This window comes from Variovorax sp. GW821-FHT10B04 (assembly GCF_059415645.1).
In genome coordinates, this window is record NZ_JBWKNQ010000001.1 from 142,398 (window position 1) to 164,217 (window position 21,820).

General features: G+C 64.6%; 22 protein-coding genes. 8 read left to right on the forward strand and 14 right to left on the reverse strand.

Going from position 1 to position 21,820, the window contains the following annotated elements; all coding sequences use genetic code 11:
• Positions 1-5 precede the first annotated feature (5 nt).
• Positions 6-1,235, forward strand: coding sequence for an SfnB family sulfur acquisition oxidoreductase (locus tag AC07PZ_RS00695; protein WP_495293073.1), 1,230 nt, complete (start codon positions 6-8; stop codon positions 1,233-1,235).
• Positions 1,232-2,605, forward strand: a complete 1,374-nt coding sequence (locus AC07PZ_RS00700; RefSeq protein ID WP_495293074.1) for an MmgE/PrpD family protein — start codon at positions 1,232-1,234, stop codon at positions 2,603-2,605. The genes AC07PZ_RS00695 and AC07PZ_RS00700 overlap by 4 nt, the downstream gene beginning before the upstream one ends.
• Before the next feature lie 3 nt (positions 2,606-2,608).
• On the opposite strand, the gene AC07PZ_RS00705 is transcribed toward AC07PZ_RS00700, so the two are convergent.
• From AC07PZ_RS00705 to AC07PZ_RS00725, 5 genes are read right to left on the reverse strand one after another with little or no spacing between them, the layout of a single operon-like run.
• A complete protein-coding gene (locus AC07PZ_RS00705) occupies positions 2,609-3,805 on the reverse strand; it encodes an acyl-CoA dehydrogenase family protein (RefSeq protein WP_495293075.1) in 1,197 nt (398 codons plus the stop codon).
• A gap of 29 nt (positions 3,806-3,834) precedes the next feature.
• Entirely contained in the window at positions 3,835-4,551 is a 717-nt protein-coding gene (locus AC07PZ_RS00710; RefSeq protein ID WP_495293076.1) for an ABC transporter ATP-binding protein, read from the reverse strand.
• A 2-nt stretch (positions 4,552-4,553) separates the two neighbouring features.
• Positions 4,554-5,369 (reverse strand): ABC transporter permease, encoded by an 816-nt coding sequence (locus tag AC07PZ_RS00715; RefSeq protein ID WP_495293077.1) that lies wholly within the window; start codon positions 5,367-5,369, stop codon positions 4,554-4,556.
• A 32-nt stretch (positions 5,370-5,401) separates the two neighbouring features.
• Positions 5,402-6,397, reverse strand: a complete 996-nt coding sequence (locus AC07PZ_RS00720) for an aliphatic sulfonate ABC transporter substrate-binding protein (RefSeq protein ID WP_495293078.1) — start codon at positions 6,395-6,397, stop codon at positions 5,402-5,404.
• A gap of 31 nt (positions 6,398-6,428) precedes the next feature.
• Complete coding sequence (locus AC07PZ_RS00725; protein ID WP_495293079.1) at positions 6,429-7,202, reverse strand: class II aldolase/adducin family protein; 774 nt, start codon at positions 7,200-7,202, stop codon at positions 6,429-6,431.
• A 208-nt stretch (positions 7,203-7,410) separates the two neighbouring features.
• Here AC07PZ_RS00725 and AC07PZ_RS00730 point away from each other — a divergent pair, with 208 nt between their 5' ends.
• Positions 7,411-8,148: an SDR family NAD(P)-dependent oxidoreductase gene (locus tag AC07PZ_RS00730; protein WP_495293080.1), complete on the forward strand. Its 738-nt coding sequence runs from the start codon at positions 7,411-7,413 to the stop codon at positions 8,146-8,148.
• A gap of 45 nt (positions 8,149-8,193) precedes the next feature.
• Here AC07PZ_RS00730 and AC07PZ_RS00735 read toward each other — a convergent pair whose 3' ends face one another.
• Positions 8,194-8,610, reverse strand: a complete 417-nt coding sequence (locus tag AC07PZ_RS00735; protein ID WP_495293081.1) for a hypothetical protein — start codon at positions 8,608-8,610, stop codon at positions 8,194-8,196.
• Between the two features lie 241 nt (positions 8,611-8,851).
• On the opposite strand from AC07PZ_RS00735, the gene AC07PZ_RS00740 reads away from it, so the two are divergent.
• Together AC07PZ_RS00740 and AC07PZ_RS00745 are read left to right on the forward strand one after the other, a co-directional pair.
• The gene (locus AC07PZ_RS00740; protein ID WP_495293082.1) at positions 8,852-9,451 is read left to right on the forward strand and encodes a hypothetical protein; all 600 of its coding nucleotides are present in this window, start codon (positions 8,852-8,854) and stop codon (positions 9,449-9,451) included.
• A 414-nt stretch (positions 9,452-9,865) separates the two neighbouring features.
• Positions 9,866-11,143, forward strand: coding sequence for a twin-arginine translocation signal domain-containing protein (locus AC07PZ_RS00745; RefSeq protein ID WP_495293083.1), 1,278 nt, complete (start codon positions 9,866-9,868; stop codon positions 11,141-11,143).
• An 85-nt stretch (positions 11,144-11,228) separates the two neighbouring features.
• On the opposite strand, the gene AC07PZ_RS00750 is transcribed toward AC07PZ_RS00745, so the two are convergent.
• The 8 genes from AC07PZ_RS00750 to AC07PZ_RS00785 all read right to left on the reverse strand — a co-directional run bounded on the left by AC07PZ_RS00750 (position 11,229) and on the right by AC07PZ_RS00785 (position 19,395).
• Positions 11,229-11,852, reverse strand: coding sequence for a TIGR02466 family protein (locus AC07PZ_RS00750; RefSeq protein ID WP_495293084.1), 624 nt, complete (start codon positions 11,850-11,852; stop codon positions 11,229-11,231).
• 177 nt (positions 11,853-12,029) lie between these two features.
• On the reverse strand, positions 12,030-13,163 hold the full coding sequence (locus tag AC07PZ_RS00755) for a hypothetical protein (RefSeq protein ID WP_495293085.1): 1,134 nt from the start codon (positions 13,161-13,163) through the stop codon (positions 12,030-12,032).
• Positions 13,164-13,331: 168 nt separating this feature from the next.
• Positions 13,332-13,769 carry a hypothetical protein gene (locus tag AC07PZ_RS00760; RefSeq protein WP_495293086.1) on the reverse strand — a complete coding sequence of 146 codons (438 nt, stop codon included), beginning with the start codon at positions 13,767-13,769 and terminating at the stop codon, positions 13,332-13,334.
• 56 nt (positions 13,770-13,825) lie between these two features.
• The gene (locus AC07PZ_RS00765) at positions 13,826-14,458 is read right to left on the reverse strand and encodes a hypothetical protein (RefSeq protein ID WP_495293087.1); all 633 of its coding nucleotides are present in this window, start codon (positions 14,456-14,458) and stop codon (positions 13,826-13,828) included.
• A 67-nt stretch (positions 14,459-14,525) separates the two neighbouring features.
• A complete protein-coding gene (locus tag AC07PZ_RS00770) occupies positions 14,526-16,394 on the reverse strand; it encodes a TRAP transporter large permease (protein WP_495293088.1) in 1,869 nt (622 codons plus the stop codon).
• The gene (locus tag AC07PZ_RS00775) at positions 16,391-17,410 is read right to left on the reverse strand and encodes a TRAP transporter substrate-binding protein (protein ID WP_495293089.1); all 1,020 of its coding nucleotides are present in this window, start codon (positions 17,408-17,410) and stop codon (positions 16,391-16,393) included. The genes AC07PZ_RS00770 and AC07PZ_RS00775 overlap by 4 nt, the downstream gene beginning before the upstream one ends.
• Positions 17,411-17,464: 54 nt before the next feature.
• On the reverse strand, positions 17,465-18,274 hold the full coding sequence (locus tag AC07PZ_RS00780; protein WP_495293090.1) for an IclR family transcriptional regulator: 810 nt from the start codon (positions 18,272-18,274) through the stop codon (positions 17,465-17,467).
• Positions 18,275-18,501: 227 nt separating this feature from the next.
• Positions 18,502-19,395 carry a LysR family transcriptional regulator gene (locus tag AC07PZ_RS00785; protein ID WP_495293091.1) on the reverse strand — a complete coding sequence of 298 codons (894 nt, stop codon included), beginning with the start codon at positions 19,393-19,395 and terminating at the stop codon, positions 18,502-18,504.
• A 103-nt stretch (positions 19,396-19,498) separates the two neighbouring features.
• Between AC07PZ_RS00785 and AC07PZ_RS00790 the strand changes: the two genes are divergently transcribed.
• From AC07PZ_RS00790 to AC07PZ_RS00800, 3 genes are all read left to right on the forward strand, one after another.
• Positions 19,499-20,134, forward strand: coding sequence for a glutathione S-transferase family protein (locus AC07PZ_RS00790; RefSeq protein ID WP_495293092.1), 636 nt, complete (start codon positions 19,499-19,501; stop codon positions 20,132-20,134).
• 95 nt (positions 20,135-20,229) lie between these two features.
• A complete protein-coding gene (locus tag AC07PZ_RS00795; RefSeq protein WP_495293093.1) occupies positions 20,230-21,000 on the forward strand; it encodes an enoyl-CoA hydratase/isomerase family protein in 771 nt (256 codons plus the stop codon).
• 31 nt (positions 21,001-21,031) lie between these two features.
• Entirely contained in the window at positions 21,032-21,721 is a 690-nt protein-coding gene (locus tag AC07PZ_RS00800) for a peroxiredoxin-like family protein (RefSeq protein ID WP_495293094.1), read from the forward strand.
• Positions 21,722-21,820: the final 99 nt, after the last annotated feature.

A 21,820-nucleotide genomic window follows, 5' to 3' on the forward strand; every position in this document is an offset into this window, starting at 1 on the left:
ACCACGTGTCCATATCCACCATCGCCCCCTCCCCGGCCGCGAGGCGCTCGCCGCAGCGCACGGCGGAACCCATCCGCTCCGACGACCATGCACTGGAGGTCGCCGCACGCCTCGCACCCGGCTTTGCCGAAGGTGCCCTGGACCGCGACCGCGCGCGCCGTTTTCCCGAGGCGCAGCTCGACGCGTTCACGCGCCATGGCCTGAGCGCCGCCACCGTGCCCAAGGCCCATGGCGGTGCCGGCGTGTCGTACGCGACCGTGGCGCGCGTGGCCGCTGCGGTGGCCGGCGCCGACGCGTCGCTCGGCCATGTGGTCAACAACTTCAACATCACGGTGCGGCTGATCGACGCGGTGGGCACCGATGCGCAGAAGCGCTTCTTCTTCGGCAAGCTGCTGCAGGGCCATCGCTTCGCCAATGCCTGGTCGGAGATTGGCGGGCGCACGCCGGAGACCTTCGAAACCCGCATCGCCGGTCGCGGCGACGTGCGCCGCCTCGACGGGCGCAAGTACTACACCACGGGTTCGCTGCATGCGGACTTCATCAACGTCGCGGCGCTGGACGACGACGGTCGGCTCGCCGTGGCCATCATCGACCGCCATGCGCCGGGCGTGACCATCCTGGACGATTGGGATGCGATGGGCCAACGCACCACGGCCAGCGGCACGGCCATCTTCGAGGGCGTCGACGTGCCGGCCGATCGCGTGTTCGACGCCGCACTGGCCCAGGAGCGCACGCCGCTGGGCACCGTGGCGCAGCTTGGCCATGCAGCCATCGACGCCGGCATCGCCCAGGCGGCCGTCGCCACCACCATCGACTACGTGCGCACGCGCGCCCGCCCGCTGCACGGCAGCGGCATCGAGCGCGCCAGCGACGACCCCTACGTCATCTCCGGCATCGGCGACCTCAGCGTGCGCCTGCGCGCGGGCGAGGCGCTGCTGGAGCGTGCCGGTCGCCTGATCGACGTGGCCGTGGCCGAACCCACGGCGCAGCGCGTGACCGCTGCCGCAGTCGCCACGGCCGAGGCCAAGGTGCTGACCACCGAAGTCGCGCTGGCCGCGACCAACGCCCTGTTTCAGTATGGTGGTGCGAGCACCACGCGCACGGCCAACGGCTTCGACCTGTACTGGCGCAATGCGCGCACGCACACCGTGCACGACCCGGTGCACTGGAAGTTCCACACCATCGGCAGCTACTACCTGAACGGAAGCGCGCCACCCCGGGCGGGAACACTGTGAGCGCAGACGACGACCTGGCGGGCAGGCTGCTGGCACGCGTGCACGCGACGGCTTACGCGGACATCCCGGCCAAATTGCGCAGCGCCGTGAAGCGCCATCTACTGGACACCGTGGCCGTGGCCTGGGCCGCCGCGGATGCCGACGCCATGCAGGCCGTGCGCGACACACTGCCGCGGGGCGCCCAGGGCGCAGCCACGTTGTGGGCGAACGGTGGCCTGCGTATCGACGCGCAGAGTGCGGCGCTGGCCAACGGCAGCCTGGCCGCGGCGCTGGATTTCGATACCGTGCACCAGGACGGCGGCGTGCATGCCGACGCCGTCGTGGTGCCCGCCGCGCTCGCGCTGGCGCAGCAGCACGGCCGCAGCGGGCGTGCGCTGATTCGCGCGCTGGCGCTGGGAAGTGAACTTGTGTGCCGGCTGGCCGGTGCCGCGCAGGAAGACCGCGGCTGGTTCCTGAGCTCGGTGTATGGCGTGTTCGGCGCCAGCCTGGCCGGCGCGCTGCTGCTGGATCTGGACGCGCAGCGCACGCGCCACGCACTCGGCATCGCGCAGTGCAACGCGCGCGGCAGCCATCAGAGTCACATCGAGCGCCGCCTGACCAAGCGGCTGCTGACGGCCTTTGCCGCGCGCGATGGCGTGCTGTCGGCGCAACTCGCGGCTGGCGGCGTCACCGGCCCTTGGGACTTTCTCGATGGCCGCTTCGGCTTGCAAGCGCTCTACGGTCCACTTGATCGCACACGCCTGTTGCACGGTTTCGGCGAGGACTATCGGCTGCTGGACACCACCGTCAAGGTGTTTCCGGTCTGCCTGTTCAGCGCCGCGCCGCTGGCCGCCGCACTGGCACGCGTGGTCGACGGGCCGCTCGCTGCCGCTGACATCGAAGCGGTGGAGGTCGAACTCACACCGCACGTCAGTTGGTTGATCGGCGGCGACTTCGAACCGGGCGATGCGCCGCAGGTGGCCGCGCAGTTCAGCGTGCGCTACGGCATCGCCTGCGTGCTGCTTCGTGGCAGCCTGGGGCTGGCCGACACCGAGGCACCGCGCGTGCACGACGTCGAGGTCGGCGCCCTGGCGCGCCGCATCGTGGTGCGCACGCGCGACGACTGGACCGGCCAGTTCGCACCGGCCACCGTGCACGTCACGACCAGCGACGGTCGCCGCTGGTCGCGCCAGGTCGACCAGGTGCCCGGTGGTCCAGAGGCGCCGGTGACCGACGCCGTTCTGCACGCCAAGGCTCGTCAGGCGCTGGGCCATGGCCGAGCAGCATTGGGCGGCACGTCCATCGACCTTCTGATCGAACGCATCGACAACATCGAGCGCATGCATGACGTGTCGCAACTGTTCGACGACCTGCTGCCGGTGGCAGGCTGAGGCTCAGAAATACGAGAGGTTCGGCAGCGGCGTGCCGTGCACGACCTTGCGGCCGATCGCCAGCGCCTTGTAGACGATCGGGTTGTGGGCCGTGACGGTGCGCAGGTTGCGCCAGTGGCGGTCCAGCCGTTGACCGCGGCGGGTGGCGGACGCGCCAGCCACTTCGAACAATTCGCCAGCGGCGCGCAAAGCAAGTTCGTCCACGACTACCTTGGTGCGCGCCGTGCTGTCGGCTGCGCGCTCGAACAGCGCTGCATCCACCTGGCCGGCGGTGGCACTGTCGTAGGCGGCGCCAAGCAGTGTGGCCGCGTCCAGCACGCCGACGCGTGCGATGTGGGCCACGCTGGCCAGGCGGCCGATCACGGTCTGCAGCAGCGGATCGTCGGCCGCCACGGGCTCGACCGCATGGTAGAAGTTGCGCTCGCGCGCCTTGAGCAGCGTCGTTGCGTCGTCGACGACACGCTGCACGATGCCGGCCACCACCGCCGACAGGTACAGCTGCGGGAAGGTCGCGAAGTACGGCAATGCGGTCGCGCGCACATCGCGTATGACGTCCTGCGGCTCGACGACGACGTCGGTGTAGGTGGTGCTGCCACTGGCGGTGAATTCCTGGCCGAAGCCGTCCCAGTCGTCTGCGATGTGCACACCGGCGCGCGTGGCCGGCACGATGACCTTGACCGACTCACCCTGGCCGTCCACCGCGTAGACCCAGAGGTGGTCGGCGTATATGTTGCCCGTGCTGTAGAACTTGCGGCCGTTGAGGCGCAGCCCCTGCGGCCCTTGCGTGACAGCGGTCTCGTAGCGCAGGTTGCCGACGTTCTGCCGGCCCAGCTCGGTGGCCGATGCGCCAAAGGTTTCACCGCGTGCGATGCGGTTCAGCCAGGGCGCGTACGCATCGATGCGGCTGCGGTCGATCAGGAAGCCTTCGGTGGCATTCAGGTGGTTGCGCCAGGCGTGGGCCACGCTCGCATCGGCCGTGGCCAGACGGATCACGTGATCGAACAGCGCTGTCAGCGTGATGCCGGCGCCACCCAGTTCGCGCGGCAGGCGCAGCGCGCCGAGGCGGGCCTGCTTGAGGCGCTGCATGGTCTGCTTGACGGCGGCCGTGTCGCGCTGCGGCGTGGCTTCCTGTTCGCTGACCCAGGGCAGCAGCTTTTCGAGGTCGGCGAGGGAGACGGGTGGGAGGTCTTTGTGGGGCACGTGGATCGATTCAGATGCGGGGTAAAGAGTCATGCGGTGTGTTCGGCCACACCCAGGCTGTTCAGGAGGCGCTCGCGCAGTTCCACGAACGCGGGATGCGCGTTGTGCCGCGGGCGTGGCAGGTCGACCTCGAAGTCTTCGGCGATGCGGCCGTGCTCCAGTACCAGCACCCGGTCGGCCAGCAGCAGTGCTTCGTCCACGTCGTGCGTGACCAGCAGTACCGTGGACTTGTGCTTCTGCCACAGCTGCGCAACCAGCCGCTGCATCTGCAGGCGCGTCAGTGCGTCGAGCGCTGCGAAGGGTTCGTCGAGCAGCAGCAGTTCGGGGTCGCGCACCAGTGAGCGCGCGAGTGCCGCGCGCTGTGCCTCACCGCCCGACAGCGTGAGCGGCCAGGCGTCGGTGCGATGCGAGATGCCGACCTCCTGCAGCGCAGCCTCGATGAGGGCGCCGGGCTTCGGCACGCGCAGGCCCAGCGCGATGTTCTCGCGCACCGTTTTCCACGGCACCAACCGTGGCTCCTGGAACACCACCGAGCGGCGCGCCGGGACGCTCAGGCTGCCGGCCGGCGCGGTGTCCAGTCCGGCCAGCGTGCGCAGCAGCGTGGACTTGCCCGAGCCCGAGCGGCCCAGCAGCGCCACGAAGGCACCGGGCGCGATGTCCAGGTCGAGCTGCTTCAGCACGGTGTTCTCGCCGAAGCGCCGCGTCAGCTGGCGCACGCGCACGACAGGGGAAGCTTGCGCGGCCATCGTCAGTCTCTCAGCACGCTGGGACGCCAGGCCAGCAGGCGCCGCTCGGCGTGGCGCACGAGGCCGTCGGTGGCCAGGCCCAGCGCCGCATAGACCAGCAGGCAGGCCATGATGATGTCGGTGCGCATGTAGTCGCGCGCGGTCATCGCCAGGTAGCCGATGCCGCTGGTGGCGTTGATCTGCTCCCCGACAACGAGCGACAGCCAGGCAATGCTCAGCGAATAGCGCAGCCCGACCAGGAACGAAGGCAGCGCGCCGGGCAGCACGATGTGGCGGATCTTCTCGGCACGCGTCAGGCCCAGCGTGTCGGCGGCTTCGAGGATCTTGCGGTCCACGCCGCGCACGCCGGCGAACAGGTTCAGGTAGATGGGAAACAGGCAGCCGAGCGCCACGAGCGCGACCTTGGGCGCCTCGCCGATGCCGAGCCACAGGATGAACAGCGGCACCAGCGCCAGGTGCGGCAGCGTGCGGCCCATTTGCAACAGGGCGTCCACCGCGTTCTCCCCGCGGCGCGACAGCCCCGCGAGCAAAGCCAGCGCCACGCCCAGGCTCAGCCCAACAGCCAGGCCGGTGCCGGCGCGCGCCAGCGAACTGAGCAGGTGCTCGCCCAGCTCGCCCGAAGCGGTCAGTTCCCACAGCGTGATGGCGACCTGCCGGGGCGACGAGAACAGGCGCTCGTCCACCCATCCCGCACTGGACGCCAGCTGCCACAGCGCCAGCACCAGCACGGGCGAGACGTAGCGTGCGAGGGGGGCGACCGACCGGCGGCGCGGCGTTGTGCGTGGCTCGGCCACGGCGATGCTGTTGGTGATCGGCATGCGATGCGGTCCTGGTGGTGAAGTCGACGGAATCAGGCGGTCGCCTGCGCGAAGCTGGCATCGAATGCGCCGTCGATGTTCGCGATGGGCTGCTTGATCATTCCGTAGCGATAGAAGCCTTCGGCCGCGTTGCGCAGGGACTGGCGCACACCCGGTGTCAGACCAACAAGGGTTGGCCGGTAATCGGCGAGGATCGCGCGGGCGACCTTCTTGTCCAGCTTGGTGTCGCGCGACAAGGCATTGACGCCCTCCTCCACGTTGGCCAGTGCCCAGCGGTGCGCACGAGCGGTGCGACCGAGAAAGTCTTCGACCAGTGCGCGCTTGCTGGCCGCCGTGTCCTTGTGCACCAGCAACACGTCGTTGCCGGAGTACAGCCGGTTGTTGCTCAGGTTGGCGATCGGGATGCCGCCGTTCTGTTCCTTGGCCAGCGTCGAGTACGGTGCCCAGCTCAGCCAGGCATCGACGGCGCCCGAAGCAAATGCGGGCTTGGCATCGGTCGGCGTGAGGAACACGAGCTGCACGTCCTCACGCGCAACACCGGCCTGCTCCAGCAGGTCGAAGGCCATCAGGTGCGGGCCGCCGCCGGAATTGACAGCCAGCTTCTTGCCCTTGAGGTCTGCCACCGTCTTGATGCCGGACTTGGGGCTCACTACGAGTTCCATGAAGGTCGGCTGCAGCACATACGCGTTCACGGCCCTGGCCGGACTGCCGGTTCCGTAGGCGAACAGGAACACGGAATCCCCCGTGCGACTCACGTCGATGGCACCCGCGTTGAAGGCCTCGTGTACCGGCTGGCCGGCCGGAAAGCGGCTCCACGACACCTCGTAGTCGATGCCCTTGCCCTCGCCCGAGGCTTCGAAGAATGCCTTCAATCCCGAGCCGGTGATGTCGGCCGCGCGAATCTGCTGGGCAGCGCGCGCCGCATGGAAAGGCAGCGCCAATGCGGCGGCCATGCCGACGGCACCGGTCACGATATTGCGGCGGCGCAAGCCGGTGGGTGGGAAGAACGGGTGTTGAACTTCAGTCATGGGAGTCCTATGGATCGATTGGATGCGGCGGTCAGAGGGCATAACCCGGGTTGTGCAGGTCCAGCAAACGCTTGAGCGCCGCGAAATGCAAGGCGTGGTAGGGCTGACCGCCCCAGGCTGCGCCGTCGCGGGCGGTCTCGGAGAACTGGCGGCGAACCTTGTCCTGCTGTGCCTGGCTCAGGATGCGCAATGGTTGGCCGGTGGAATACGCGAGCACCTGGAATCGCGCGGCGCGTTCGAGCAGGTAGAGCCGGTCGTAGGCCTCGGCCACGCTGCGGCCCGTCACGACCACGCCATGGTTGGCGAGAAACAGGATGCTCTTGTCGCCCAGCAGCCGCGCGAGGCGCCTGCCCTCCGACAGGTCATAGGCCAGGCCGTCGTAGTCCTCGTCGTAGACGATGTGCGGCAGCAGCAGCAACTCGGCCTGGCCGATGGGTTGCAGGTGCTGGTTCTGCAGGCGCGTGAGCGCCGTGGCGTACGGCATGTGCGTGTGAAGCACCGCAGCGTGACGCTGTGGATCAGCCGCATGGATCGGCAGGTGGATGCACAGTGCGGACTGCTCGACCACGCCATCGCCCGAAAGCTGTTGCGCGTCGTAGTCGAGCACGATGAAGTCGCTGGCCTTGATCTCGGCCCAGTGGCGTCCGTACGGCGCGACCAGGAACCGGCCGGGCTGCCCAGGCAGCGCAAAGGTGAAGTGATTCGCAATGCCCTCGTGGAAATCGTGCATCACCGCAGCGCGGTGGGCTGCAGCGAGGTCGATGCGTGCGGCGTGCTCGGTGTCGGTGAATGTGTCGGCAGGCATGCGTCGCGTGTTGTCGTCGAAACTTTGCATGCTAGGTACGGCAGCGACCGTTGCGAACGACGCATATCGAATGAGCTCATGTGGTCGCCCCGTTTATGCAAGTACGGGAAACGAGTTTGGGCCTGCGGCACCGCCATCTAGCATCGTCGTCCTCTCTTGAATCTTGAAACTTGCGGCCGCCAGACGCGGCTGCGCGAAAGAAAACGACATGAGCATCCATGCGGGAAAAGTCTTCTGGGTCACTGGTGCATCCGGTGCGCTCGGCGGCGCGGTGGCGTGGCATCTGGCGGGCGAAGGCGCGCGCGTGGTCGCTAGTGGACGCTCCGTCCGCGCGGAGGATTTCGCGGACTTTCCGGGCATCGACGTGGTGCCGCTCGATGTGACCGACGATGCGGCGGTGAAGCGCGCCACGACGCAGCTGCTGGAACGGCATGGGCGGCTCGACGGTTTGGTCGCCAGCACCAACGTGGGCGCCTTCGGCGACTTCCTGGAACTCGACGATGCGCAATGGCACAGCGTGATCGAAGCCAAACTGCTGGGCACGGTGCGTGTGGTGCGCGCGGCGCTGCCAGCCCTGGTGCAACAAGGCAAAGGCAGTGTCGTCGTGATCACCGGGCGTGGCGGCATCGATCCGCCACCGCATCACTTTCCCGGCGCGAGCGTGAACGCAGCGCTCGACCTGCTGGTCCAGGGCCTGGGGCGACGCTACGGCGCTCACGGCGTCCGCACCAATGCCATCGCGCCGGGCCCTATCCTGTCGCCGCGCTATGCAGCGATGGAACAGGCCGGACCCGACGCCGGAAAGCGCCCCGATGTCGCCATCGGCGCACCGGGTCAGCCGATCGACATCGCACAGGCGGCCTCCTACTTGCTGTCGGATGCTTCGGCCTTCGTGAATGGCTCGGTACTGAAGGTCGATGGTGGCGGACCGTCCTATCGGACTTGAACAATGACAGCGGCCGGACGGCCGTGTGATCAACCGCGCCGAGACTTATCGCTTGACTGCAGAGACTAGAGTTGCAGAGGCGCTGTTGTACATCGAGACAAGATAGATTTGATTATTCTTCTTGTCGAAGATGACGATACCCGAGCCTGGAATAAAGCCGGCCGGACATGTGCCTCTTGCCAAGAGCGTGACCCGGTAAGCGGGATCGCCAGCGGCCAGGCTGAGAGTCCCCGCAACTGAACAGGTGCTTGTGATACGAGCTGTTATGGAGCCGTCGGCGGAGACGGTCGCCGGTGCGGCGCTGGTCTTGTCTGCGGGATCTCCATAGCTGCCAACAAGGCTGGGCAAGGAAGGCAGTGGCAATTGGTTGGGCTGATACGCCGCTGTAATCGATGTTGTACCGGTGGACGTTTGCGTCCAAGAGCCGTTGAAACTGCTCGACTGGACAAAAGAAACCGTCATCGACGTGCTCTCAATGCTCGATACAGCGTTCTGTTCCACCCGTATCGTTGAGGCGCCTGCAACGCGGAAACTTGTCCCAGTCGCAGAACCGGTTCCATGCATAAGCCAGGCAGGAACTGTTGCCCCACCGGCCGTGCGAGTTCGGAGAAGCCAAGTGTCGCCTGACGAGAAGATCACGCCACGAACGCCGTCGCCGTTACCCAGTTCGCCGAGGCTCAACGCGGCCACAGGCGAAGTTGTGATGTCGGACAGCTTCGAGCACAAGTTGGTCTCGGCAGATCCGAGCACGATGCCCCGCGTGATCGACGGCAAGAGCATGGCCGCACAGATGATGGACTCGCTATCGGATCAAATCGGCAGCGCCATCATCTCCGAGATATTCCCGGTGTCCATCGTCGCCTTGAACGGAGATCAGGCGGTGTTGAGTCAGGGCGGCGATACGCTGCACGCCGGCCAGCGTTGGAGGGTAGTGTACTTGGGTGAGGAGCTGAAAGACCCGCAAACCGGTCGCTCCCTGGGCCGTAGCGAGGCGCCAACCGGCATCCTTCGCGTTGACCGTGTCGCCTCGCAGACCTCCTATGGCACGTTGGAGGAGGGCTCCGTCGGTCTCGGCGCACGCGCCTTCGTGCCCGGTGCGCTGGAACTTCGTGAGCAGTTGAGCAAGATGATTTCGGCGGAAGCCCGGGGTGCCCCGGCCGGTTGCACTCACAGCGCCTCTGCCAGTCAGCCTGCGCAGACCAAGTCCGTCACGACTACCAAATCCGCAGGTCATACAAAGGGGTCTGACACGACCGATGAATACAGTCCCGTCGCCGCGCCTACCAAAGACGAGAAGTGGTAACAGCGGACGACCTCTTTAGCGCTGGAGCCAAAATCAAATGGCATGCCTAAACCGCTTCACATTTGTAAGCACCCGGTGAAGTCATCTTGATTGCCTGAGAGTCGGACATCATGTCCGCGATGAACGATGTGGACGCAATAGATGGGGGTGGTTAAGCGGCCCCTCCGTCGCATGCACAGCGAGCGGTTCAAGGCCGAGGTCCTTGAGGCGTGTCGGCAGTCGGATGCTTCTGCTGCGGCGATCGCAAGGCTGCGTTGACGCAGTCGACCGGCGTTCCAACCTTGCCGATGGCGATCTGACGCCTCCGCGCGAAGCCCCGCCATGCGGCATCCACAAAATTTGTTGCAGGCCTAATTTTGTGACCCCCTCCCTACACTCGTCCGACCGAATGCATCAAAACACTGGAGACGAGCGATGGAGAGACGTAATTTTCTTTCGGGGGCTGCCGCATTGGTGGCTGGAGTCGGCCTGTCGGCCTGCGGTGGTGGCGGTTCGGACGCCGAACAGGTCGCGCAATTGCCGTCGGGGTCCGAGCCTCCTCCTGCAGATGCCGTCTCCACGGACCCCGCACCTCCGGCGCCTCCCGTCGAGCCAACGCCCGGAGAGCCTCAGCAGTTGGTCACGCAACTCTGGTCGCGCCACCTGCAATGGGTCAGCACACAGGCTGAATCGCAGAATGGAACGGACCCCTACGGCATCGGCGTGAAGATCGGCGAGGCGCTCCTGGCATGCGGCTATGCGGCCGTCGACCTCACCGTGCGCGCCGACGGCCATGTACTGCCCCAGAACGTGAAAACACATCTGCCGGACATGCTGAAAGGCGTACGCAGCACGGGTGCGATCTGCGACCACATCGGCGTCAACTTCACGCCGCTGACAGATCCGCTCAATTCCACCTGGATCGCGGCGGAGAACGTGGAGGAGATCCTGGCCGTGGCGGCTGCCAACGGCATCAAGAGATACCGGTTCAACAATGCCGGCGGCACTGCTGTCCCAGGCACCTCAGGCACCCTCACATTGGCCGCCTTTGCGAACAACACCTTCGGCGACGCCATGACGACGCTGCTCGATGGCGTCAGGGTGAATCACGAGCGCCTGGCGGCGCTCAATGCCAAGTACGGCAACCTGTGCGGCGTCGCCCATACGCACGGTAGCAACATCGGCACCAGCGTTTACGACTACGAGTACGCCATGCGCGACATCGATCCCGGCCTGATCGCCATCAATCTCGCGATCAGCCACACGGCGGGCGCAGCGTTGGGTGGTACGAGCAACCCGGCGTGGGAGTTGGAGATGCGTCGCCATATGCCGCGCATCAAGTGCACGGCCGTCGAGGACATGCGTGCGGCAGTCAATACCACCACAGGCGCCTTGAGTGGTACGACGATCGAACCGCTTCCGGGGACCGCCGGTGGCGGCGTGATCAACTGGACCAACTTCTATGGACACTTGCTGAGAGGCGGCTTCAGCGGCGCGGCAGAGTCGCAGATCGAATACAGCATTCCGAACGGCAACACCGGTGCGAGCATCAGTCTGAACACTGCCTTCTGGTCGGATAACGCCAACTTCGTCAATGGCAATCTGACGCCCGCGATGATGATCGCGACCATGAAGAACGCCTCCACCTTTATTCGAGAGCGTGCGGCAGTTGCCGGCTGGGGCCAGGCCGGCAGCAACAGCAAGATACTCTGAGGACTCACGGGCGCGCCGTTCCTGGTCGTGCCCCCTGAACCGAAAAACGGGCGCGCCGCCATGAGCGCGCCCGTTTCTCTTTGGTTCAGCCGAATTCGACCCTGTAACCCCACGAGTTCAGTCCGTTCGGGATGGCGTTGAACGACATCGTCATGCGGCGCTCTCCCTGGTTGTGGGGAACGGCGTGAAGCAGATAGCTTGGAAACAGCAGCAAGTCGCCTGGCGCAGGGGCGGGACTGATCCAGCGCTCGGCATTGAATGGCGTGGACGCCACATCGGGTCCGTCGTTCTTGAAAACGAAGTCGGTGCCGGTCGACGACTTCATGAACACGGTTTGCGAACCCGCGTGCGTTGGCGTCAGATAGACGATTCCCGACACGAAGCTGTTGGCGTGGATGTGCTGCGCCTGCATGCCGCCAGACTCGAGCACATTGACCCACATTTCCTTGATTGCCCACTCGAGCCGTTGACCGAACATGAGTGCACCCATGTCGACGACCTTGGGAGTGATGGCCAATGCTGCTTCTACCAGCAGCGGACTGTCGTTGGGGTTGAGCATCGCGGTATGCGACAGCTTGCCGGACTCCTGGTTGTCCTGCGTCGCTCGCGCGCTGAAGTGCTTCACCAGGCCTTCGACCAAACGCCTATCAAGCGTGCCCGGGGCCCGAAGGACGGGGGTGGGAAACAAGCCAAATACTTCATCTTTCATGGCATTTCTTCTCGTATGAGTCGCCGGCAACCAGCCGACCGAGGCACGGAGCGTGTGACTGACCGGAGGGCGTGCCCCATCGATCGGCAACTTCGCAAATGGAAACGGGCGCGCACAAGGCGCACCCGTCATTCCCCTGGAGCGGCCGTCCCAAGAAGCGGCCTCCCCTGAAAGAGCTCAGAGTATCTGAGTCCCGTTCTGCCCCCAACCGGCAGCTGTCGCCCGCGCCCGGATGAAATCGGAAGCGTTCTTCATGGTCGCGATCATCATGGCGGGCGTCAACCTCGCCGACGTGAATGCGGCGTTGTCCGCGAAGAACGCGCTGTTCAGGCTGATGGTCCCACCCATGGCGTCGGGAATGGTGTATTCGATCTGCGACTCGGCCGCGCCGCTGTAACCGCCATTGAGAAGCAACTCATAGAACGAAGTCCAGTTGATCAAGCCGCCACCCGTGGTTGCCGGGTTTGGCTCGATCGTGCTGGTGCTGACTGCGCCGGTGGCGCCGTCGACCGCTGCACGCATGTCCTCGACGGCCGTGCACTTGATGCGTGGCATATGGCGACGCATCTCCAATTGCCACAACGCGGTTCCCGAAGATGGAGGCGGCGCCGCGCCCGCCGTATGGCTGATCGCGAGATTGATGGCGATCAGGCTGGGATCAATGTCGCGCATCGAATATTCGTAGTCGTACACGGTGGTGCCGATGTTGCTCCCGTGCGTATGGGCAACACCGCACAGCCCGCCGTATTGGGCGTTGATCGCCGCCAGCCGCTGATGATTCACGCGGACGCCATCGAGCAATGCCGTCATGGTGTCGCCATACGTATTGGGCGTGAAGCTGGCAGCTGCCGCATTGTTGAAGCGGTACTTCTTGATCCCATTGGCGGCGGCCACCGACAGGATCTCGTGCACGAACTGATCGGTGATCCATTGGGTGTTGTTCGGATCGGCCGGCGGCGCAAAATTGACACCGATGTGATCACAGATCGCTCCCGTGCTGCGGATTCCCTTGAGCATCAACGGAAGGACCGTGGCCACGTTCTGGGGAAGCACATGACCATCGGCCCGCACTGTGAGGTCAACGGCAGCGTACCCTGCCTGCCTGAGCGCATCGCCGATCATGATGCCAGTGCTCTCGGGCTTTGATTGCGCATAGGCCTGGGTACTGACCCATTGCAGATGACGCGACCAAAGTTGGGTGACCAGCTTCTGCGGTCCCGGGATCGTGACGGTCTGTGCGGCAGACTCCTTGACCAGTGCCAGTCCGGCCGCCATGACGGCAGCGCCCGAAAGAAAATTGCGTCTCTCCATCGTTGTCTCCAGTGTTTTGGTGCATTCGGTCAGACGAGTGTAGGGAGGGGTCCACAAAATTAGGCCTGCAACAAATTTTGTGAGCGCCACGACGCAGGAGCCGCCAGAAGCGCCGGACAGGCATGTCCGGATTTCAATTGACCCGCAAGACGGCGCTTGTGCGCTATCTCAATCGCTGCGACATGGCGCCGCAATGTTGTGCAATTGCATGGCGGTGCCGGGTATGCGCTCGTGCGAACGGAATACGTCGAAAAGTGCCCGATCCATGGCACTCGCCCCGTCGGGAGCCGCGACCAGGGTCGACCATCTGGGCCACTTGCGGGTGCCGAAGCGCCTGACCTCCGCAGCCAGTGCCTCGGAGCGTTGCCATGCGGACGACGTCGGGTCGGTTGCGAGCCAGGCGATGCACAGCAGGTCATCGCGCCGTGCGCGCCTCAGTGCGCGCTCGTTGGTCGGGAGGCGCAAGCACCGCTCCAGTGGAACGCGGCCGCTGCTGGCCAGGAACGCAGAGAACCCGTTGCACAACCAATCGATGTCTTCACGCTTGAGGGCCTTGCTGGCAACCCTGTATGCGCGCATCAGTTGATCATCAGCATCCGCTTTCAAGGTGACTCTTGCATGCAGGTCGACAGCACATGGCCCTGCCGCGGTCGGTGGTTTCATCACCGAACGTCGGTCGGGACCGCGGAGTGCGAGATCGAATAGATACCTCTTCTGACTGAATCTGCGCTGGCGCCCATCTCTTGAAGCGCCTTGTCGGCCAGAAGACCCGCCTCGAGAGCGCCAAGCGGCCCTCTTTCATAGGCGGTCGCGAGCAGGACGAAATCCGCCACGTCATCCGGCGTTCCGCGGATCTTCTGTTCGGTGGTCTGCGAGATGGCCGGGGTTTCATGTCGCAGCAGGTGAACGCCCGTCAGCCCCGGATGTCGGGCGAGCTTGCCGGCCAACTCGATCAGCGCCGAAGATAACCGCACTGCCCCGTCGGAAACGGGAGCGAGTCGGACGGTCATTGCAAATCGCGCCGTCAGGCTTCCGTGCGAAGCCAGCACATGGGACTGGCAGCGAACCATCTGCTTGTGATACGGCATCAGCTTGCGGGACCAGGGCGTCGGGTCATTGAGTCGCGCAAGATAGCCGGGCGACGAAAGGACCTGATGATCCAGCAGCTCGTAGATGACGAAGACGCCCTCGCCGCCTTCGACGCTCGTCCAGCGCGAGCTCCGAAGAAAGCCGGGGACCCCGAGGCGCTCGGGGAAATGTTCGTGCGAATGCCAATCCTCGAACTCGGATTTCATTTCGCTCGCCATGTTCCACCACATGGCGAGTGCAGCTTTGCCCAGAAGAGCCATATCAACGCTTCGCTTACTTGATAAAGACGGTGGAAATTGCAGGTACTGCAGCAATGACGACGAGTCCAGCCACAAGGACGGCGAGATACCGCCACATGTGCTTGATCACTGCGTCGGGCGTCACCTTGCCGATGGCGCAAGCGGCGTAGAAACCGATGCCGAAAGGCGGCGCGAACAGCCCGATGCTCATCGCGATGACGACGACCATCGAATAGTGCACATCGTTGATGCCAAAGGCATGCGATACCGGCAGCAGCAGCGGAGCGAACAGAAGAATCGCCGGGATTCCCTCCAGGATGTTCCCAAGGAGGAGGAACACGACGATCGTGATCGCGAGGAAGCCGGCCGCGCCGCCGGGCACTGCGGTCATCGCTCTCGCAAGGTCGCCGGAAAAGCCCGACTGGGTCAGCGACCACGCCATGCCGGTCGCCGTGCCGATCACGAACAGGATGGCCCCCGACAATGCGGCGGTCTCGATCAGGATCGGATAGAAGCGCGACCACTGGACAGGCCTGTAGATCAGGATACTGATCACGAGGGCATAGACGATGCCGATCGTCGAGACCTCGGTCGCTGTCGCCACACCCTCCACGACCGCCCAGCGAATCACGAAAGGCAGGGCCATGGCCGGCAGTGCCGAGATGAACGTCTTGCGCACCAGTGTCCAGTTCGGCCGGGTTTCCGCCGGCGGCGGCTCGGAGCGCGAGCGGACGAAGGTGACCGCAGCCAGGAACAACGTCAGGAGAAGCGCGGGAAGCAGGCCTGCAGCAAAGAGACTTGCAATCGAGATGCCCGTGACCGAGCCCAGCGTGATCAGAACGATGCTGGGAGGAATGGTGTCGGCCATGGCGGCGGAACTCGCCAGCAGCGCGACCAGATCGCCATCGTTGGCGCCCCTGCGCCGCATTTCTGGAAACAGCCCGGGCGCGACGGCAGCCATGTCGGCGACCTTGGAGCCCGAAATGCCAGACACCAGCAGCATGGCGACCAGCAGGACGTAATACAGTCCGCCGCGAATGAACCCCAGCAAGGAAGCCAGGAACGCGATGATCGTCTTCGCGAAGCCGGTCACTTCGATGAGCAGGCCGAGAAAAATGAACAGAGGAATCGCAAGCAACAAGGGTTGCGACATGCCCTGGTCGAGGCGATTGATGATCACGCTCATCGGGGTGGTGGTCGTCAGCGCGAGGTAGCTGAGCGTCGCGATCCCGAAAGAGAAGCCGATCGGCACGCCAATGAAGATCGCTGCCCCGACGATCAGCACGAAGAAGACGAGCAGGTTGAGATTGCCCATCTTCATCAGCCAGGGGGCAACCAGCCAAAGGACCACACCCGCGACGGCGAGACCCAACGCGGCGAGAACGGTCGGGCCCAGCAGTCTGGACTTCATGGCGAGAAGCCCGACGGTCACGATCATGAGCGCGATACCGAGCTCGATGCCGAACACCCGCCAACTCGACGGCACGCCGAGATTGGGCAATTGTGCGAAAGCCTCGTCTTCAACGTAATCCATGACCGGGCGGACCATCAGGGCCAGCGTGACCAGCAGGACCGCCATCACCGAGGCGCGCAAGACAATTTGCATTTTTGGCGACGCATTGCGAGAAAGCGCGCTGAAGGCCAGATGCTCTCCCCTTCTCAACGCAATGACGGAGCCAAGCATGCCGAGCCAGAGAAATAGGCTTCCGGCGAGCTCGTCGGACCACACGATCGGATGGTGCAGCGCATAGCGGGCAATGACTCCTGCGAACAGGAGGCACACCTCCGCCACGATCAATGCGGCGGCAACGAACTCGACGATCCGCGCCAGCCAGGAATCCACGGAATCGAGCCATCGCCCTGCCGGGCTCGGCGGGGCATGGGCCAGCGAAGGCGAACTCATGCAAGTTCCCCGCCCGCCGCTTGCTCGAGCACCTTCCAGGCGGCATCGCCGAATTTCTTGCGCGCGTCGCTGTAGTAGTTTGCGGCGGTCAGCTTCTTGCGGAACGAGTCGGCGTCGATGGCATTGAACTGAACGCCACCCTTCGTCATCGCGTCCTTGTAAGACTGTTCCTGGCCTGCCAGGTCTTGGCGCTGCGCAAGTCCAGCTTCGTTCAGACGCTTCTCGATGATCTCCTGCAGGTTTGCAGGCAGGCCGCGCCAGATGCGGCCGTTGATCAGGATCCAGTTGCCCTGCCAGATATGGTTGCTGAGTGCGCAGTTCTTCTGGACTTCGAAGAACTTGGACGTCACGATCACGCCAAGCGGGTTCTCCTGGCCGTCAACGATCTTCGTCTGCAGTGCCGGGTACACCTCGTTGAACTGAATGCTCGTCGGTGCTGCACCCAGTGCCTTGAACAGGTCGACATACGCCGCGGCGCCCGGCACGCGGATCTTCATTCCATTGATGTCTTCCACCGATTTGATCGTTCGGGTCGAGGTCGTGATCTGGCGGAAGCCGTAGTCCCAGACCGTGGCGGGCGCATAGAGATTGGCCTGCTTGAGCGCGTTGCGGATGTGCGTGCCCAATGCGCCGTCCATGCCTTTCATGACCGATGTCGAGTCCTTGAAGGCGAACCCGACGCCGTCCAGGGCGGCCATCGGGATCACGCTGGACGCGATCAGTCCACCCACGACGAACATCTCCACGGCGCCGGAGCGAACCTGATTGAGCAGATCGACCTCACCGCCCAGTTGATTGTTGGGAAAGAGGCGAAGCTCGACGCGTCCGTCCGTGTCTTTGGCAATCTGGTCGGCAGCTTGCTGAAGCCTGAGATTGGTAGGGTGATTGGCGGCCAGCGGATGCGCGACCTTGAACGTGTATTCGGCGGCGCGTGCGCGCGTGACGAAGGGCCCGCTCACGAACGGTGCGGCGGCGAGGGTTCCCAGAAGAGCGCGGCGAGTGAATGGAGTGGTCATGGTTCGTCTCTGATATGAATTGGTATTGACGTGGAAACAGTGAGAAAAAATCGATCAGGCCTTGCGGGAAGGAATGGGCTGATTCGGACGCCGCTGGAAGATTGCGGATATGGAACTGGCCGCGCCCAATTCGCTCGCCGTATCCAGCAATGCGTCGCTGAGCGAGTCCATGCGTTCTTGCGAAAGGCGGCTCATGGGGCCCGCGATGATCAGCACCGCAATGACTTCCTTCCTTGGACTGAAGACGGGCGCGGCCATCGAATTCATTCCGGGCAGGAAGACGTTCACCGTGGTGGCGTACCCGCGCTTCTGGGTCGCTTGCACCTGGGCCATGAACTGCTTGAGCGTCCTGGGCGCATCGGGCCCGTAGTTGCCCGGATCACCCAGTCCCTGCTTGGCCACGAGGCGCAGCGCCTCATCCTCGCTTTTGGTGGCCAGCCATGCGAGTCCCGCGGCACTGCATGAGATGGTGACGACCTGGCCCATCTCGGGGTCGTAGCGCAGCCCGTGGGTCGCGCCCTGCGCTTTTGCAACGTAGACGAGCTGGTCATCGTCCACGACGGCCAGCCGCACCAGTTCCTTGCTTTTGGTGGCGAGCCGTTCGAGCGTTGGCTGCGCTGCGTCGACGATGCCGCCGGAACTGAGATGTCGCAGCGCCAACGACACGATCTGCATCGTCAAGGCGAACTCGCCGTGCCGTTCGTCTTTGCGGACATAGCCGGCGGCGATGAGGTCGTTGAGAAGGCGGTGCGCCGCACTCAGCGGCATCTCGGCCTTTTCGGCCAGTTCGGACAGGGTGCGACCTTCCGAGTGATGGGACAGCTCCTCCAGGATCTTGAAGCTGCGATCGACGATGTTGCTCATGAGCTCCCCGCTCTAAACCGGTATGGGCTCATTCTAGGGAATCAGATTTCATTTTGGAAGTCGATTCCAAAATGAAATCTTCATCCAATGCGTGGTGTTTACCCTATGCGAACTTGCAAGCTCTCCAGGCGAGAAGCGTCGCCGGGCCGCGCTGCACATGGGCGGCCTCTCTTGCCCTGCCGAGTCGGCGCGCCACCCACGCAAACCGCCATCTGCCGAACGAACGCTCAAGCGCCGAGGCTGTCCTCCGCCAACCCCAATGCAACGAAGTCTGCAAAGGCCCTGGCTTTCGCGCTGGCCAGTCGCCCGGTAGGAAACACCGCCCACAGATCGATGTCGGGCAAGGACCAGTCCGGCAGCACACGTTCGACCCGGCCATCGCCGAGTTCGGGCGCGAACATCCAGTCGGATGCGATAGCCAGGCCCATGCCTGCCAAGACCGCCGCGCGGATGCCTTCCGCAGCGCTCAGCCGTACCCGCCCTGTCACGATGACCGAGGCTTCGGTGCCGTCTTTCGTGAAGCTCCACGCCTGGCTGGGCTGGCTCACCAGCAGCGTTTCGTGCCCTGCCAGATCACCGGGCACCAGGGGCCTGCCGGCCCGCGCCAGATAGCCCGGCGTGGCGACGACCGAGCGGGCCGAACGCCCCAGGCGACGCGCGACGGCGCCGGACTCGGCCAAGGCGCCCATGCGCAGCGACACATCGATGCCTTCGGCGATCAAGTCGATCTGCCGGTCATCGAGCACGAAGTCCACCACGAGCTCAGGATGCGCGGCCAGGAAGAGCGGCAATCGCGGAATGACGTGCAGCCGTGCGAACGTGGGCGCGGCAGAGACTCGCAACTGCCCGGTCAGCGCCCTGCCAGCGCCCCGTGCGGCGAGCTCGGCTTCATCGGCTTCCTGCAGCGCGATCTTCGCCCGCTCGTAGAAGCGCTGGCCCGCCTCGGTCGGCGCCAGACGTTGGGTGGAGCGCATCAGGAGCCGCACGCCGATCTGGTCCTCCAGCTGGGCCACGGTCTTCGACACCGCGGGCTGCCCCACATGCAGCAGCCGCGACGCGGCAGAAAAAGAGCCGGCCTCGACCACCCGCACGAAGGTCTTCATGGCCTGAAAACGGTCCATATTTATTCCTATCAGGAATCATGAATATGCTTTCAGTCTAACTTCCATTCCCTGGGCCATAGAGGAACACTGCATCCATCGCAACACACATGGAAGCAGCCCAATGATTCAGGTCTACGCATTCGCAACCCCCAACAGCCTGAAGGTGCCCATCGCCCTGGAAGAGCTGGGGCTCGATTACCAGCTTCACCCGGTCAACGTGAAACAAGGCGCGCAACGTGCGCCGTCCTTCCTCGAACTCAACCCGAACGGCAAGGTGCCGGTGCTGGTGCAGGCCGATCCGCACACAGGCCGGCACCAGGTGTTGACCGAGTCCGCCGCCATCCTGGTGCACCTGGCCGAAACCCACGGAGCCCTTCTGCCGGCCAGCGGCTTCGGTCGCGCCAAGGTGTTCGAGCAGCTCTTCTTTCATGCGTCGGCCGTCAGCCCTGCATTCGGGCAGGCCGGCTTCTTCAAGCGCCTGTCTGGTCAGGCGCAGCCCATTGCCGAACAACGCTTTTCCAACGAAGCGCACCGGGTGACCGCGCTGCTTGACGAGAACCTGGCGACAAGCGAATTCGTCGCCGGCAGCGACTACAGCATCGCCGACATCGCGCACTTCGGATGGTTCTGGCGCAGCGAGTTTCCCGGCGTGGAGCGGCACGACTTCCCCCACGTCCAGCGCTGGTACGCGCAGCTCCTGGCCCGGCCAGCCGTTCAACGAGCCATCGCTCGTGTCACAGCGCTCGCGGCGGACTGACTCGCCCTGCACTTCTCGCTTCCCGCTTCCCGCTTCTCGTTCCTGTCCACCACGCAATTCTTCTGCGTCTCCGCTTTCAGCCAAAGGAAATCACCATGTCCCGTTTCGAAACCTACAGCGACTCTTTCAGCAACGCGCGCCTGACCCGCACCGCCAGCGGCGTGCTCGAGGTCACCCTTCACACCGATGGCGACAAGCTGATCTTCAACGGCCACACCCACGAGCAATTCGTGGAGCTGTTCCACCAGATCGGCTCCGACCCCGACAACCGCGTCGTCATCCTGACCGGTGCCGGCGACGCCTTCATGGACGCCATCAATCCCGAAGGTTTCGACTTCTTCACGCCCCGGGGCTACGACAAGATCTTCCGCGAAGGCAGGAAGGTCCTGATGAATCTGCTGGACATCGAAGTGCCGGTCATCGCCGCGCTCAACGGCCCGGTGCTGCTGCATTCGGAATATGTGCTGCTCGCCGACATCGTGCTTGCGGCGCCCACCACGGTGTTCCAGGACAAGCCGCATTTCGACTTCGGCATCGTGCCGGGCGACGGCGTCAACCTGCTCTGGCCGGAGGTCGTCGGCAGTGTGCGTGGCCGCTACTTCATCCTGACCCGGCAGAAGCTGGACGCGCAAACCGCGAAAGACTGGGGCGTGGTCAACGAAATCGTGCCGGCCGATGCGCTGCTGGCCCGGGCTCACGAGATCGCCGAGACGCTCGCCGCCTTGCCGCCGCTGACCGGCCGCTACACCCGCATCGCACTCACGCAGAAGCTGCGCCGCCTCGTCGACGAAGGCGCCGGCTACGGACTTGCACTGGAAGGCATCAGCGCTGCCGACGTGGCCCGTTCGATGTCGACGACCGCTTGACCTTCCGCCTCATCCCAACCAAGGAACGACCATGACACTCCAGGTCCGACTCGACGCCTTCAAGGCCGACTTCGAAGCAGGCAAGCCGCCGTACAGCGTGCCGCGCTCGGTCATCGACACCATGCACCAGGCCACGACCGAACTCATTGCCTCGGGCGCGGCGCGACGTGCACGCAAGGCGGGCGACATCGCACCGCCCTTCACCTTGCCCGATGCAGAAGGAAACCTCGTCTCCTCGGCCTCGCTCCTTCAGAAAGGTCCTCTGGTGTTGAGCTTCTATCGCGGTGTGTGGTGTCCCTACTGCAACATGGAACTGCAGGCCTTGCAGGCGAATTTGCCCGCCTTCCAGGAGGCAGGTGCCAGCCTCGCCGCAGTGTCGCCCCAGACCGCGCCGAACAGCCGCAAGTCGATGCGGCAAAACGCACTGGCTTTCCCCATCCTGTCGGATGTGCGCAATGACGTGGCCGCCAGCTTCGGCCTGCGCTTTGCGCTCCCGCCTTATCTGGTCGAACTCTACAAGAGCCTGAAGAACGACCTGCCTGCCTTCAATGGCGACCCGAGCTGGACATTGCCCATGCCTGCTCGCTTCGTCATCGGCCAGGACGGCGTGATCGCCTATGCGGAGGTGAATCCCGATTACACCCTTCGCCCCGACCCGTCGGAACTACTGCCGACATTGAAAGCACTTGCCATCGATCATGGGCAGGGCGCTCCGCGATGACAACTCGGCCAACCGCAAGTACGACATTGAAGTCGAATCGTGACGGCGCTTGAATCCGACTCTTCGATTCATGACGGAAAGTGGCTCACGCACACGGGC

What these genes read in the sequence shown, in the direction of transcription:
- AC07PZ_RS00780 (WP_495293090.1), bottom strand. Translation starts at nt 18,274, where the DNA reads ATGAGCAACATCGTCGATCGCAGCTTCAAGATCCTGGAGGAGCTGTCC.
- AC07PZ_RS00730 (WP_495293080.1), top strand. Translation starts at nt 7,411, where the DNA reads ATGAGCATCCATGCGGGAAAAGTCTTCTGGGTCACTGGTGCATCCGGT.
- AC07PZ_RS00720 (WP_495293078.1), bottom strand. Translation starts at nt 6,397, where the DNA reads ATGACTGAAGTTCAACACCCGTTCTTCCCACCCACCGGCTTGCGCCGC.
- AC07PZ_RS00735 (WP_495293081.1), bottom strand. Translation starts at nt 8,610, where the DNA reads ATGACGGTTTCTTTTGTCCAGTCGAGCAGTTTCAACGGCTCTTGGACG.
- AC07PZ_RS00790 (WP_495293092.1), top strand. Translation starts at nt 19,499, where the DNA reads ATGATTCAGGTCTACGCATTCGCAACCCCCAACAGCCTGAAGGTGCCC.
- AC07PZ_RS00775 (WP_495293089.1), bottom strand. Translation starts at nt 17,410, where the DNA reads ATGACCACTCCATTCACTCGCCGCGCTCTTCTGGGAACCCTCGCCGCC.
- AC07PZ_RS00755 (WP_495293085.1), bottom strand. Translation starts at nt 13,163, where the DNA reads ATGGAGAGACGCAATTTTCTTTCGGGCGCTGCCGTCATGGCGGCCGGA.
- AC07PZ_RS00785 (WP_495293091.1), bottom strand. Translation starts at nt 19,395, where the DNA reads ATGGACCGTTTTCAGGCCATGAAGACCTTCGTGCGGGTGGTCGAGGCC.
- AC07PZ_RS00765 (WP_495293087.1), bottom strand. Translation starts at nt 14,458, where the DNA reads ATGAAATCCGAGTTCGAGGATTGGCATTCGCACGAACATTTCCCCGAG.
- AC07PZ_RS00710 (WP_495293076.1), bottom strand. Translation starts at nt 4,551, where the DNA reads ATGGCCGCGCAAGCTTCCCCTGTCGTGCGCGTGCGCCAGCTGACGCGG.
- AC07PZ_RS00800 (WP_495293094.1), top strand. Translation starts at nt 21,032, where the DNA reads ATGACACTCCAGGTCCGACTCGACGCCTTCAAGGCCGACTTCGAAGCA.
- AC07PZ_RS00740 (WP_495293082.1), top strand. Translation starts at nt 8,852, where the DNA reads ATGTCGGACAGCTTCGAGCACAAGTTGGTCTCGGCAGATCCGAGCACG.
- AC07PZ_RS00715 (WP_495293077.1), bottom strand. Translation starts at nt 5,369, where the DNA reads ATGCCGATCACCAACAGCATCGCCGTGGCCGAGCCACGCACAACGCCG.
- AC07PZ_RS00750 (WP_495293084.1), bottom strand. Translation starts at nt 11,852, where the DNA reads ATGAAAGATGAAGTATTTGGCTTGTTTCCCACCCCCGTCCTTCGGGCC.
- AC07PZ_RS00745 (WP_495293083.1), top strand. Translation starts at nt 9,866, where the DNA reads ATGGAGAGACGTAATTTTCTTTCGGGGGCTGCCGCATTGGTGGCTGGA.
- AC07PZ_RS00770 (WP_495293088.1), bottom strand. Translation starts at nt 16,394, where the DNA reads ATGAGTTCGCCTTCGCTGGCCCATGCCCCGCCGAGCCCGGCAGGGCGA.
- AC07PZ_RS00725 (WP_495293079.1), bottom strand. Translation starts at nt 7,202, where the DNA reads ATGCCTGCCGACACATTCACCGACACCGAGCACGCCGCACGCATCGAC.
- AC07PZ_RS00795 (WP_495293093.1), top strand. Translation starts at nt 20,230, where the DNA reads ATGTCCCGTTTCGAAACCTACAGCGACTCTTTCAGCAACGCGCGCCTG.